The organism is Erwinia psychrophila (assembly GCF_039023475.1).
Taxonomy (GTDB): Bacteria; Pseudomonadota; Gammaproteobacteria; order Enterobacterales; family Enterobacteriaceae; genus Erwinia.
This window is the reverse complement of record NZ_JBCHVB010000004.1, coordinates 403,878-416,643: the sequence shown is the minus strand read 5'-3', so window position 1 is coordinate 416,643 and position 12,766 is coordinate 403,878. Positions and strand designations below refer to the sequence as shown.

General features: G+C 56.0%; 11 protein-coding genes. 10 read left to right on the top strand and 1 reads right to left on the bottom strand.

Annotated elements, in window-relative coordinates:
* Window positions 1-46: 46 nt before the first annotated feature.
* The 9 genes from AAH446_RS12990 to AAH446_RS12950 all read left to right on the top strand — a co-directional run bounded on the left by AAH446_RS12990 (window position 47) and on the right by AAH446_RS12950 (window position 10,303).
* Window positions 47-466: a F0F1 ATP synthase subunit epsilon gene (locus AAH446_RS12990; RefSeq protein ID WP_342907093.1), complete on the top strand. Its 420-nt coding sequence runs from the start codon at window positions 47-49 to the stop codon at window positions 464-466.
* A gap of 158 nt (window positions 467-624) precedes the next feature.
* Window positions 625-1,995, top strand: coding sequence for a bifunctional UDP-N-acetylglucosamine diphosphorylase/glucosamine-1-phosphate N-acetyltransferase GlmU (gene glmU, locus AAH446_RS12985; protein ID WP_342907092.1), 1,371 nt, complete (start codon window positions 625-627; stop codon window positions 1,993-1,995).
* Between the two features lie 159 nt (window positions 1,996-2,154).
* Window positions 2,155-3,984 (top strand): glutamine--fructose-6-phosphate transaminase (isomerizing), encoded by a 1,830-nt coding sequence (glmS, locus tag AAH446_RS12980; RefSeq protein ID WP_342907091.1) that lies wholly within the window; start codon window positions 2,155-2,157, stop codon window positions 3,982-3,984.
* Window positions 3,985-4,412: 428 nt separating this feature from the next.
* Window positions 4,413-5,453: a phosphate ABC transporter substrate-binding protein PstS gene (pstS, locus tag AAH446_RS12975; RefSeq protein WP_342907090.1), complete on the top strand. Its 1,041-nt coding sequence runs from the start codon at window positions 4,413-4,415 to the stop codon at window positions 5,451-5,453.
* A gap of 83 nt (window positions 5,454-5,536) precedes the next feature.
* The gene (gene pstC, locus AAH446_RS12970) at window positions 5,537-6,499 is read left to right on the top strand and encodes a phosphate ABC transporter permease PstC (RefSeq protein WP_342907089.1); all 963 of its coding nucleotides are present in this window, start codon (window positions 5,537-5,539) and stop codon (window positions 6,497-6,499) included.
* Window positions 6,496-7,383: a phosphate ABC transporter permease PstA gene (gene pstA / locus AAH446_RS12965; protein ID WP_342907088.1), complete on the top strand. Its 888-nt coding sequence runs from the start codon at window positions 6,496-6,498 to the stop codon at window positions 7,381-7,383. Before pstC ends, pstA begins: the two co-directional genes overlap by 4 nt.
* A 43-nt stretch (window positions 7,384-7,426) precedes the next feature.
* Entirely contained in the window at window positions 7,427-8,197 is a 771-nt protein-coding gene (gene pstB, locus AAH446_RS12960) for a phosphate ABC transporter ATP-binding protein PstB (RefSeq protein ID WP_342907087.1), read from the top strand.
* A 20-nt stretch (window positions 8,198-8,217) separates the two neighbouring features.
* Window positions 8,218-8,952: a phosphate signaling complex protein PhoU gene (phoU, locus tag AAH446_RS12955; protein ID WP_342907086.1), complete on the top strand. Its 735-nt coding sequence runs from the start codon at window positions 8,218-8,220 to the stop codon at window positions 8,950-8,952.
* A gap of 115 nt (window positions 8,953-9,067) precedes the next feature.
* On the top strand, window positions 9,068-10,303 hold the full coding sequence (locus tag AAH446_RS12950) for an MFS transporter (RefSeq protein ID WP_342907085.1): 1,236 nt from the start codon (window positions 9,068-9,070) through the stop codon (window positions 10,301-10,303).
* 84 nt (window positions 10,304-10,387) lie between these two features.
* On the opposite strand, the gene yieH is transcribed toward AAH446_RS12950, so the two are convergent.
* Window positions 10,388-11,050, bottom strand: coding sequence for a 6-phosphogluconate phosphatase (yieH, locus tag AAH446_RS12945; RefSeq protein WP_342907084.1), 663 nt, complete (start codon window positions 11,048-11,050; stop codon window positions 10,388-10,390).
* A 206-nt stretch (window positions 11,051-11,256) separates the two neighbouring features.
* Between yieH and AAH446_RS12940 the strand changes: the two genes are divergently transcribed.
* Window positions 11,257-12,567: an NCS2 family permease gene (locus AAH446_RS12940; RefSeq protein WP_342907083.1), complete on the top strand. Its 1,311-nt coding sequence runs from the start codon at window positions 11,257-11,259 to the stop codon at window positions 12,565-12,567.
* Window positions 12,568-12,766 lie beyond the last annotated feature (199 nt).

Below are 12,766 nucleotides of genomic sequence, written 5' to 3'. Positions count from 1 at the left end.
CCAGTGCAGCCTGAAGTATTACGGGAAGTTTCTCTGGAGGTTAATTATGGCTATGACTTATCACCTGGACGTCGTCAGCGCTGAACAGAAGATGTTCGAAGGCCTGGTACAGAAAATTCAGGTGTCAGGTAGCGAAGGCGAGCTGGGGATTTTCCCCGGACACGCACCGCTGCTGACCGCCATTAAACCGGGTATGGTGCGTATCGTTAAGCAGCAGGGTGACGAAGAGTATATCTATCTCTCCGGCGGCCTGCTGGAAGTTCAGCCCGGCGCGGTTACCGTGCTGGCTGATACGGCGATTCGCGGCACCGACCTCGACGAAGCCCGCGCGATTGAAGCGAAGCGCAAAGCCGAAGAGCATATGAACAGCTCTCACGGCGATGTGGATTTTGCTACCGCGTCGGCTGAACTGGCTAAAGCGATCGCCAAACTGCGCGTGATCGAGTTGACCAAAAAAGCGATGTAGCCCAGGTTTAAGCAAGAATGCCAGTCAGGAAACTGACTGGCATTTTTTTTTGCTTGCGCTCCGGCGGCCGCGCGCCTAATTTTGGACCGAGAAAAATGTAGTAATTTCGGCGCCAAACCGTTTTACTTCCGTCTAATTACAGAATGTTCAGGATGACTATGTCTAACAGCCCGATGAGTGTGGTGATCCTTGCTGCTGGCAAGGGAACCCGCATGTACTCCGATCTGCCAAAGGTGCTGCATTTGCTTGCCGGAAAACCGATGGTGCAACACGTTATTGATGCCGCAAACGGCCTCGGTGCCAGAAAGGTACATCTGGTCTACGGGCACGGTGGTGACCTTTTACAGTCCACGCTGACCGATCCTGCCCTGAACTGGGTTTTGCAGGCGGAGCAGCTGGGTACGGGGCACGCGATGCAGCAGGCTGCCCCGCACTTTGCCGATGATGAAGACATCCTGATGCTGTACGGCGACGTCCCGCTGATTTCAGTACCGACCTTGCAGCGGCTACAGCGCGCTAAACCTGAAGGCGGGATCGCCCTGCTGACCGTGATGCTGGAGAACCCAACTGGCTACGGACGTATTCTTCGCAGCAACGGCTCGGTTGTCGGCATTGTTGAACAGAAAGATGCTTCACCGGCGCAGCTGGCCATTAATGAGGTCAATACCGGCATCCTGATGGCTAACGGGGCCGATATGAAGCGCTGGCTCAGCAAGCTGACCAATAACAATGCCCAGGGTGAGTACTACATTACCGATATCATCGCCCTGGCGCATCAGGAAGGACGCGTCACCGAGGCGGTGCACCCGGACCGTGCTACGGAGACCGACGGCGTTAACAACCGGCTTCAGCTGGCAACGCTTGAGCGTATCTACCAGGCGGAGCAGGCGGAAAGGCTGCTGCTGGCCGGCGTCATGCTCAATGACCCCGCCCGTTTTGATTTACGGGGCGAGCTGAAGCATGGACGGGACGTGGTGATCGATACAAACGTCATTATCGAAGGGCGGGTGACGCTGGGTAACCGCGTTAAAATCGGCAGCGGCTGCCATCTGAAAAACTGCATCATTGGCGACGATTGCGAAATCAGCGCCTACAGCGTGCTGGAAGACGCGGAGCTGGCTGCTGCCAGCACGGTAGGGCCCTTTGCCCGACTGCGTCCTGGGAGTAAGCTGGCGGAAGGCGCGCACGTGGGGAACTTCGTCGAGATGAAGAAGGCCACGCTGGGCAAAGGCTCCAAGGCGGGCCACCTGAGCTACCTCGGTGACGCCGAGATCGGTGCTGGCGTTAATATCGGTGCCGGCACTATTACCTGCAACTATGACGGCGTGAACAAATCCAGAACCACCATTGGTGATAACGTCTTTGTTGGCTCGGATACGCAGCTGGTTGCGCCTGTTTCCATTGCGGCGGGCGTTACCATCGCCGCTGGCACGACGGTGATGCAGGATGTCACTGCCGAAGGCCTGGTCTATAACCGCAAAGATCAGAACCTGAAAACCGGCTGGCAGCGGCCGGTGAAGAAGTCATAACTTATTTTTTCAGGGTGGGAGCAATTCCGCCCTCAGTCAGGCAGTCATACAAAAATAAACCCCACTCTCTACAAGGCTCGGGGTACCGGAATAGACCGGATTAATCAGATCGGTAGGCAAAGCTAATGGCCATCGCGCCATGACGTCAGGAAAAACACTATGTGTGGAATTGTAGGTGCAGTAGCGCAACGTGATATCGCCGAGATCCTGCTGGAAGGATTACGCCGCCTTGAGTACCGGGGGTATGACTCAGCCGGACTGGCTGTGGTGACGGCAAAAGGAGAAGTGACCCGCCTTCGCCGGCTGGGCAAAGTTCAGAAGCTGGCGGAAGCGGCGGAAACCACCTCACTGGAGGGCGGCACCGGTATCGCCCATACGCGCTGGGCAACGCACGGCGAGCCGTCTGAAGCCAATGCGCATCCTCATATCTCTGAGCATGTTATCGTCGTCCATAACGGCATCATTGAAAACCATGAGCCGCTGCGCGAGCAGCTGCAGGCCCGTGGCTATCGCTTTGCCTCAGAAACCGATACCGAAGTGGTCGCTCACCTGGTTCACTGGGAGCAGAAGCAGGGCGGTACGCTGCGTGAAGTGGTGCTGAGGGTTATCCCGCAGCTGCGCGGCGCCTATGGCATGGTTATTATGGACAGCCGCGACCCCTCGCTGCTGGTGGCTGCGCGTTCCGGTAGTCCGCTGGTGATTGGTCGCGGCGTGGGTGAAAACTTCATCGCTTCCGATCAGCTGGCGCTGCTGCCGGTTACCCGCCGCTTTATCTACCTTGAAGAGGGCGATATTGCCGAAATTACCCGCCGCGATGTGACCATTGTCGATCGCAGCGGTGAAACCGTGCAGCGCAGCGAGATCGAATCTAACGTACAGTACGATGCGGGTGATAAAGGCCTCTATCGTCACTATATGCAGAAAGAGATCTATGAGCAGCCGATGGCGATCAAAAACACCCTGAGCGGACGTTTCAGTCACGGCGAGGTCGATCTGACCGAGCTGGGGCCAACGGCGAACGATCTGCTGAGCCAGGTTGAGCATATTCAGATTGTTGCCTGCGGGACTTCTTACAACTCAGGGATGGTTTCGCGCTACTGGTTTGAAGCACTCGCTAACGTGCCGTGCGACGTGGAGATTGCTTCGGAGTTCCGTTACCGTAAATCCGCGGTGCGGAAAAACAGCCTGCTGATCACCCTCTCCCAGTCCGGTGAGACGGCGGACACGCTGGCTGCGCTTCGCCTTTCTAAAGAGCTGGGCTACCTCGGTTCGCTGGCTATTTGTAACGTGGCGGGCTCTTCGCTGGTGCGTGAATCCGATCTGGCCCTGATGACCAAAGCAGGCACGGAGATTGGCGTCGCCTCAACGAAAGCCTTTACCACCCAGCTGACCGTTCTGCTGATGCTGGTGGCGAAAATTGGCCGCCTGAAGGGCGTGGACGCGCAAATTGAGCATGACATCGTGCATGGATTGCAGGCGCTGCCAAGCCGCATTGAACAGATGCTCTCGCAGGACACGCTGATTGAGGCGCTGGCCGAGGAGTTTTCCGACAAGCATCATGCGCTGTTCCTTGGCCGTGGCAATCAGTATCCGATTGCGATGGAAGGCGCGCTGAAGCTGAAAGAGATCTCCTATATTCATGCTGAAGCTTATGCTGCCGGTGAACTGAAGCACGGACCGCTGGCGCTGATCGATGCCGATATGCCGGTTATCGTGGTCGCGCCGAATAACGATCTGCTGGAAAAGCTGAAGTCGAATATTGAGGAAGTGCGCGCGCGGGGAGGCCTGCTCTATGTGTTTGCCGATCAGGATGCCGGCTTTAGCGACAGCGAAGGCATGAAGATCATTTCACTGCCGCATGTGGAAGAGGTGATTGCGCCAATCTTCTATACCGTGCCGCTCCAGCTGCTCTCCTATCACGTTGCGCTGATCAAAGGCACAGACGTCGATCAGCCGCGTAACCTGGCGAAGTCAGTAACCGTGGAATAAAAAAGCGCCCCTTCGGGGGCGTTTCTGCTTTCTGAGCTGGGCAGTTAATCAGCGACTGAACTCCTCTGTATATCAGCATGCTTCCCCGCCGCTTTTATTAAAGCGCAATAAGATCTTTGGCATCCGTTCAGAAGCCTGACGCTGCGGTGTGACCTGCGCCTGAGCAGGCTGAAGCAGAAGTTTTTCCCCAAAAGATGCCGGCAATAATATATCCGGTATATCGCTGGGCGACCCGAATACAAACCGCCTTCCTCTTTTAGCCCATGACGGCCCCGCGCATCAGTGCTGGTTATTTGTTGACCACTGTAATAAAACTGTAATATAGAAGACATTTTACTGTCACGAAACTGTCCTATTTTGCCTCCAGCAGCAATCATAACTCAGACTAAAAAGGCGCTAAGCCTGACCTCAACTCCCCTGGAGGGAACATGACTCTGATGCAAAAAACTCTGGCTCAATGTGTAGCAGTTACTCTTTCATTGAGCGCCGTTTCTGCCTTCGCCGCGACCAATCTGACGGGCGCTGGTGGAACATTCCCGGCACCGGTCTATAACAAATGGGCAGCAGAATACAACAAAGCAACAGGCGCTCAGGTTAACTATCAGGGGATCGGCTCTTCCGGCGGCGTGAAGCAAATCATTGCTAAAACCGTCGACTTTGGTGCATCCGATGCGCCGATGAAACAGGAAGACCTGGATAAAAATGGCCTGTTCCAGTTCCCTACCGTGATCGGTGGCGTGGTGCTGGCAGTCAATATCCCTGGCGTTAAATCAGGTCAGCTGACGCTGGACGGCAAAACCGTGGGCGATATCTACCTGGGCAATATCAAAAAATGGAACGACCCGGCCATCGTTAAGCTGAACCCGGACGTGAAACTGCCTGACAGCAACATCAACGTGGTACGCCGCGCTGACGGTTCCGGCACCTCTTTCGTCTTCACCAGCTACCTCTCTAAGGTCAGCAGCGACTGGAGCAGCAAGGTCGGTAAAGGCAATACCGTTAACTGGCCAACCGGTCTGGGCGGCAAGGGCAATGACGGCGTCGCCGCGTTTGTTCAGCGTCTGCCCGGGTCAATCGGCTATGTGGAATATGCCTACGCCAAGCAGAATAACCTGGCCTACACCAAACTGATTGATGCCGATGGCAAAGCGGTTGAGCCAAGCGAGCAGAGCTTTAGCGATGCCGCTAAAGGCGCCAACTGGAGCGAATCCTTTGCTCAGGATCTGACTTATCAGAAAGGTGATAACGCGTGGCCAATCGCCTCCACCACCTTCATCCTGCTGCATAAAGATCAGGCTAACCCGGAAAAAGGCGCTGCCGTGCTGGAATTCTTTGACTGGGCTTACAAAAACGGTGGCGAAACCACCAACAGCCTGGATTACGCTTCACTGCCAGACTCCGTGGTTGAGCAGATTCGCGCAGCCTGGAAAACCAATGTGAAAGACAGTTCCGGTAAAGCGCTGTACTAAGCAGTTCACGGGAGTGAAGTGATTCGCTCCGTGCCATGAGGCGGCCGACGTGCCGCCTTAACACTTTCGACAACGAGAATTCTATGGCTGCAACCAAGCCGACTTTTAAGGCTCCCGGTAAGCAAGGTGATCTCATTTTCGGCGCGCTGGTTAAACTGGCTGCGCTGATTGTGCTGTTGCTGCTCGGCGGCATTATCGTCTCGCTCATCGTCTCCTCATGGCCCAGCATTCAGAAGTTTGGCTTCTCCTTTCTGTGGACCAAAACCTGGGATGCGCCCAACGAACAATTTGGTGCGCTGGTACCGATCTACGGCACCATCGTCACCTCCATTATCGCCCTGGTTATCGCCGTTCCCGTCAGCTTTGGTATCGCCCTGTTTCTGACTGAACTGGCACCCAACTGGCTGCGTCGCCCGCTTGGGGTGGCGATTGAACTGCTGGCGGCTATCCCCAGCATTGTTTACGGCATGTGGGGGCTGTTTGTTTTCGCGCCGCTGTTTGCGACCTGGTTCCAGGCTCCGCTGGGAGACCTGATGTCGAATATTCCCATCGTCGGTGCGCTGTTCTCTGGCCCGGCGTTTGGTATCGGTATTCTGGCTGCCGGGATTATCCTGGCGATTATGATTATTCCTTATATCGCCTCCGTCATGCGTGACGTCTTCGAACAGACGCCGGTCATGATGAAAGAATCTGCTTACGGCATCGGCTGTACCACCTGGGAAGTGATCTGGCGCATCGTGCTGCCGTTCACCAAAAACGGCGTGATCGGTGGGGTGATGCTGGGCCTGGGGCGTGCGCTGGGGGAAACCATGGCCGTCACCTTTATCATCGGCAACACGTACCAGCTCGACAGCCCTTCGCTGTTTATGCCGGGTAACAGTATTACGTCCGCGCTGGCTAACGAATTTGCCGAAGCTGAATCAGGTGTGCATACCGCCGCCCTGATGGAGCTGGGACTGATCCTGTTTGTGATTACCTTTATCGTACTGGCCTGCTCAAAGCTGATGGTGATGAAGCTGGCGAAAAGCGAAGGAGCCCGCACATGACCGCGATAGAGCTGCAATCCCGTGCCGAGCTGGACGCCTCCCGCCGGAAAATGCAGGCGTGGCGCCGTACCAAAAACCGTATCGCGCTGACGCTTTCCCTGCTGACCATGGCCTTTGGCCTCTTCTGGCTGGTCTGGATCCTGTTTACTACCGTGACCCGTGGCATTGACGGTATGACGCTGTCGCTGTTTACGGAGAACACGCCGCCGCCGAACACGGCGGGTGGCGGCCTTGCCAACGCCATTGCCGGGAGCGGGCTGCTGATCCTCTGGTCAACGGCCGTGGGGACACCTCTGGGGATCATGGCGGGTATTTATCTGGCCGAGTATGGCCGTAAATCCTGGCTGGCCGAAGTGATTCGCTTTATTAACGACATTCTGCTCTCCGCCCCTTCCATTGTGGTCGGGCTGTTTGTTTACACAATTGTTGTTGCCCAGATGAAGCACTTCTCGGGACTGGCTGGCGTGGTTGCGCTGGCGCTGTTGCAGATCCCGATCGTTATCCGGACCACGGAGAATATGCTGAAACTGGTGCCGGACAGCCTGCGTGAAGCGGCCTATGCGCTGGGTACGCCGCAGTGGAAAATGATTTCGGCAATCACCTTAAAAGCGTCGATATCGGGCATCCTGACGGGTGTGCTGCTGGCGATTGCGCGTATCGCGGGTGAAACCGCCCCGCTGCTGTTTACTTCGCTCTCCAATCAGTTCTGGAGTACCGACATGATGCAGCCGCTGGCAAACCTGCCGGTAACCATCTTCAAATTCGCCATGAGCCCGTTTGCCGAATGGCAAAGCCTGGCCTGGGCGGGCGTGCTGCTGATTACCGTCTGCGTGTTGCTGCTGAATATTCTGGCGCGCGTGATTTTTGCCAAGAGTAAACATTAATTGAGAAGCGCGGCTGCGGCGGCGCGAATAAGCGAGAACGAGAATGGCTGACAACACGTCCAGTAATATGATTCAGGTTCGTGATTTGAACTTCTACTATGGCAAGTTCCATGCGCTGAAGAACATTAACCTGAATATTAACAAGAATCAGGTGACGGCGTTCATCGGCCCGTCGGGCTGCGGGAAGTCCACCCTGCTGCGTACGTTTAATAAGATGTTTTCTCTTTATCCGGAGCAGCGCGCCGAGGGTGAAATTCTGCTCGACGGTGAAAATATTCTCACCGACAGCCAGGATATTGCCCTGCTGCGCGCCCGTGTTGGCATGGTGTTTCAGAAGCCCACGCCGTTCCCGATGTCGATTTATGACAACATCGCCTTCGGCGTGCGCCTGTTTGAAAAGCTCTCCCGGGCCGATATGGACGAGCGGGTACAGTGGGCGCTGACGAAAGCGGCGCTGTGGAACGAAACCAAAGATAAACTTCACCAGAGCGGCTACAGCCTTTCTGGCGGACAGCAGCAGCGTCTCTGTATTGCCCGCGGCATTGCGATTCGCCCGGAGGTGTTGCTGCTGGATGAACCTTGTTCGGCGCTGGATCCAATCTCAACCGGCCGCATTGAAGAGCTGATCACCGAGCTGAAACAGGATTACACCGTCGTGATCGTTACGCATAATATGCAGCAGGCCGCGCGCTGCTCCGATCACACGGCCTTTATGTATCTGGGCGAGCTGATCGAATTCAGCGATACTGACACGCTGTTTACCAAGCCGCACCAGAAACAGACCGAAGACTATATTACTGGCCGCTACGGTTGATCTGACCGGGAGAGAACATCATGGATAACCTGAATCTGAATAAACATATCTCCGGGCAGTTCAACGCCGAGCTGGAGCATATCCGTACCCAGGTGATGACGATGGGGGGAATGGTTGAACAGCAGCTGACCGACGCCATTACCGCCATGCATAACCGGGATGGCGAACTGGCAAAACTGGTGATCGACGGTGACCAGAAGGTCAATATGATGGAGGTGTCGATCGATGAAGCCTGTGTGCGCATCATCGCCAAGCGCCAGCCAGCCGCCAGCGATTTACGTCTGGTGATGGCGATCATCAAGACCATCTCGGAGCTGGAGCGTATCGGCGACGTGGCGGAGAAAATCAGCCGCACCGCGCTGGAAAAATTTGGGCAGCATCATCAGCCGCTGCTGGTAAGCCTGGAGTCTCTGGGTCACCATACCATTCAGATGCTGCATGACGTGCTGGATGCGTTTGCGCGTATGGACCTGAACGCCGCCATTGAAATTTACCGGGAAGATAAAAAAGTCGACCAGGAATATGAAGGCATCGTGCGCCAGCTGATGACTCATATGATGGAAGATCCGCGAACCATTCCCAGCGTGCTGACCGCGCTCTTCTGCGCGCGCGCCATTGAGCGCATTGGCGATCGCTGCCAGAATATCTGCGAAATTATCTTCTATTTCGTGAAGGGTCAGGACTTCCGCCATGTTGGCGGCGACCAGTTAGATAAGCTGCTGACCGGCGATACGGACGGCAGTAATCCTGCCTGATCCCTGCCTGGCCGGGAGATCCCGGCCTGCTTTTTCCCGCCCGCGTTTTTCCGTTGGAATGTGACTCTCCGCAAATTTATACTTGGCGCACATTTTTTTTCGACAGGAAACGCGCATGACTCTCAAGACGCCGCAAAAGGGCGCCACGCCGGGCAAGGCGATGCTGGCGGCCGTCAGCGGTTACGCCATGGATGGTTTCGATCTGCTCATTCTTGGCTTCATGCTGCCGGCCATCAGCGTCTCGCTGGCGCTGGACTCTTCTCAGGCGGGTTCGCTGGTGACCTGGACGCTGATCGGCGCGGTGATCGGCGGCATTATCTTTGGTCATCTCAGCGACCGTTTCGGACGCATCCGCGTGCTGACGTTCACCATCCTGATGTTTTCCGTGTTTACCGGGCTTTGCGCCATCGCGCAGGGATACTGGGATTTGCTGATCTACCGCACGCTGGCAGGCGTGGGGCTGGGGGGCGAGTTCGGGATCGGTATGGCGCTGATTGCCGAGTCCTGGCCTGCTAACAAACGCAACCGCGCCTCGGCATGGGTCGGTATGGGCTGGCAGCTGGGCGTGCTGCTGGCGGCACTGATTACGCCGCTGCTGCTGAACGTGATCGGCTGGCGCGGTATGTTTCTGGTGGGGCTGCTGCCTGCACTGGTTTCCTTTGCTATCCGCCGGGGGCTGGGTGAGCCGGAAGCCTTTACCCGACAGAGCGAAAAACAGCAGCGCCTCGCTTTTACTGCGAGGATCAAACTGCTCTTCCATGATGCCGCAACGGCGAAAGCCAGCCTGGGCATCTTTATCCTCTGCTCCGTGCAGAACTTCGGCTATTACGGCCTGATGATCTGGATGCCCAGCTACCTCTCCGCCAATTTCGGTTTTTCGCTGACCAAATCTGGCCTGTGGACGGCGGTAACGGTGGTCGGTATGACCTTTGGCATCTGGCTGTTTGGCGTGCTGGCGGATCGGTTCGCCCGCTGGAAAATTTTTCTGTTTTATCAGTTCGGGGCGGTGGTGATGGTGATCGTTTACGCCCAGCTACGCGATCCCACCGTGATGCTCTTTACCGGCGCGCTGATGGGTATGTTTGTGAACGGGATGATTGGCGGCTATGGCGCCCTGATTTCTGATACCTATCCCGTCCAGGTCCGCGCCACCGCGCAAAATGTCCTGTTTAATCTGGGGCGTGGCGTGGGGGGCTTCGGTCCGCTGGTCATTGGCCTGCTGGCTGCGAAAATCTCGTTTGCGGCGGCCATTACGCTGCTGGCGCTGATTTACCTGCTGGATATTTTCGCCACGCTGTTTCTTCTGCCAAAAACAGAAGGTGATGAGGATCGGCTGGGCGCAATCGGCTGACTGTGTAGCCTTTGCGGCGGCAGGTACAGGGTTTGATACCTGCCGCCGCCGATCTCTCTTCGCTTTTTCGCCGCGCTGAAAGGACTAGCGGGTTAGCATCCAGCCTTTTTCCCGCCACAGCGCAGGCAACTGGGCCATATCATCGAATACGGTCACCAGAGGATGCTCAAGAGGCTTATTGTGCGCATCGGCACAGTAGTAAAAAACCGGGATTCCCGCAGCAATACCCGCTTTCGCGCCAGCTTCGGAATCATCGACCAGAATGCAGTTTTCAAGAGGAACGCCCATCTGACTGGCCGCATGGTGCATCAGCTCAGGCTCCGGCTTCCAGCTGTTAATATCGTAGCCGCTGTACAACCGGTCATCAAAAAAGCCCAGCATACCGGTCAGACCCAGCGAGTGCTGCATTTTGCCCACGGTGCCGTTGGACACCACGCAAACAGGCACATTCATCTGGTCAAGCAGCTCGCGGGCGCCGGCGATCGGCTTCAGTTCAAGATCGAACAGGCGAGCGACTTCCTTACGGTAGGCCGGTTCCAAAACCTCGACCGGGACAGTCAGCTGATGGCGTGCGCAAACGTCGGCGATAATGTCATAAAGCTTAACGCCCTTATATTTTTCAAACATCTCCTGAAGTGAGAGCTCAGCGCCAAACCGCGCAAAGGTGTTTACATAGGCCTGGGTACAGAGCAACTCGCTGTCTACCAGCGTTCCGTCACAATCAAAAAAGACACATTCAACCGTCATGCAGCGCTTCTCCATTTTTGCCGTGTTCTCCCACTTTACTGCTTTACCGCTGAATTGCGATGAGGAAATGTCAATTACCCTTAGCGGTCGCGACTGAACGACAAAAGCAGGCAATCGGTTGCGAAAATTAATAACGCCGTCTGGCAAAAACAAATTTTTAGGTTAGGATAGCGGTCGTTAACTTTTCTCCGTTTTGGATACACACAATGAATAACACTGGTCTGTTGCAACGGGTCTTTAAACTGCATGAACACGGCACGACGGCCCGAACAGAAGTGGTCGCGGGCTTCACTACTTTTCTGACGATGGTCTACATCGTCTTTGTGAACCCGCAAATTCTCGGTGTGGCGGGCATGAACACCCAGGCGGTGTTTGTTACTACCTGCCTGATCGCCGCTTTCGGCAGTATCCTGATGGGGCTGGTCGCAAATCTGCCGGTCGCGCTGGCACCGGCGATGGGGCTGAACGCCTTCTTCGCTTTTGTGGTGGTTGGTGCCATGGGCATTTCCTGGCAGGTGGGTATGGGCGCCATCTTCTGGGGTGCCGTCGGGCTGCTGCTGCTGACGATCTTCCGCGTGCGCTACTGGATGATTGCCAATATTCCGGTCAGCCTGCGGGTGGGGATCTCTGCGGGTATCGGCCTGCTGATTGCGATGATCGGCCTGAAAAATGCCGGCATCGTGGTAGCTAATAAAGATACGCTGGTGGCCGTCGGCGATCTTTCCTCTCACAGCGTACTGCTGGGGGCGCTGGGCTTCTTTATTATCGCGATTCTTGCTTCACGCAATATTCATATCGCCGTACTGGTATCGATTGTGGTGACCACGCTGATCGCGCTGGCGATTGGTGACGTGCAGTTCGGCGGGGTCTTCTCCATACCGACAGGTATCACATCCGTGGTGGGAGAGGTCGATCTGGCGGGTTCACTGAATCTCGGCATGGCCGGAATCATCTTCTCCTTTATGCTGGTTAACCTGTTTGACTCTTCGGGGACGCTGATTGGCGTGACGGATAAGGCCGGGCTGGCGGATGAAAAAGGCACTTTCCCACGAATGAAGCAGGCGCTGTATGTGGACAGCATCAGCTCCGTTGCCGGCTCCTACATCGGGACTTCTTCCGTCACTGCCTACATTGAGAGCTCTTCCGGCGTTTCCGTCGGCGGCCGTACTGGTCTGGTTGCCGTGGTTACGGGGGTTTTGTTCCTGCTGGTGATGTTCCTTTCCCCGCTGGCGGGCATGGTGCCACCCTATGCGGCGGCAGGCGCGCTGATTTACGTCGGCGTCCTGATGACCTCAAGCCTGGCGCGCGTGAAATGGGACGACCTGACCGAAGCGGTACCGGCGTTTGTCACTGCCGCCATGATGCCCTTCAGCTTTTCTATCACGGAAGGGATTGCGCTGGGCTTTATCTCCTATTGTGTGATGAAGGCAGGCACAGGCCGCTGGCGTGAGATTAGTGGCTGCGTGGTTGTGGTAGCGCTGCTGTTTGTGGCGAAGATCGCCTTTATCGACGCATAACCGTTCCCGGTTACTGCCGGACTTTTCCTGAAGCGGGAAGTTCTTTCCCGCTTGCTTCAGCCGCTGTACGGCCTCTCTGATGCGCAATCCTTCTCTTTCCCTCAAGCCTCTTCAGACGTCGCTGGTCGTTTTTCGATCTTACCCACCATGGGGCACCAGGCTTTCTTTGCCTGAACGTTTGCTTTCTCATCATATTATA

What these genes read in the sequence shown, in the direction of transcription:
- AAH446_RS12990 (WP_342907093.1), top strand. Translation starts at nt 47, where the DNA reads ATGGCTATGACTTATCACCTGGACGTCGTCAGCGCTGAACAGAAGATG.
- glmU (WP_342907092.1), top strand. Translation starts at nt 625, where the DNA reads ATGTCTAACAGCCCGATGAGTGTGGTGATCCTTGCTGCTGGCAAGGGA.
- glmS (WP_342907091.1), top strand. Translation starts at nt 2,155, where the DNA reads ATGTGTGGAATTGTAGGTGCAGTAGCGCAACGTGATATCGCCGAGATC.
- pstS (WP_342907090.1), top strand. Translation starts at nt 4,413, where the DNA reads ATGACTCTGATGCAAAAAACTCTGGCTCAATGTGTAGCAGTTACTCTT.
- pstC (WP_342907089.1), top strand. Translation starts at nt 5,537, where the DNA reads ATGGCTGCAACCAAGCCGACTTTTAAGGCTCCCGGTAAGCAAGGTGAT.
- pstA (WP_342907088.1), top strand. Translation starts at nt 6,496, where the DNA reads ATGACCGCGATAGAGCTGCAATCCCGTGCCGAGCTGGACGCCTCCCGC.
- pstB (WP_342907087.1), top strand. Translation starts at nt 7,427, where the DNA reads ATGGCTGACAACACGTCCAGTAATATGATTCAGGTTCGTGATTTGAAC.
- phoU (WP_342907086.1), top strand. Translation starts at nt 8,218, where the DNA reads ATGGATAACCTGAATCTGAATAAACATATCTCCGGGCAGTTCAACGCC.
- AAH446_RS12950 (WP_342907085.1), top strand. Translation starts at nt 9,068, where the DNA reads ATGACTCTCAAGACGCCGCAAAAGGGCGCCACGCCGGGCAAGGCGATG.
- yieH (WP_342907084.1), bottom strand. Translation starts at nt 11,050, where the DNA reads ATGACGGTTGAATGTGTCTTTTTTGATTGTGACGGAACGCTGGTAGAC.
- AAH446_RS12940 (WP_342907083.1), top strand. Translation starts at nt 11,257, where the DNA reads ATGAATAACACTGGTCTGTTGCAACGGGTCTTTAAACTGCATGAACAC.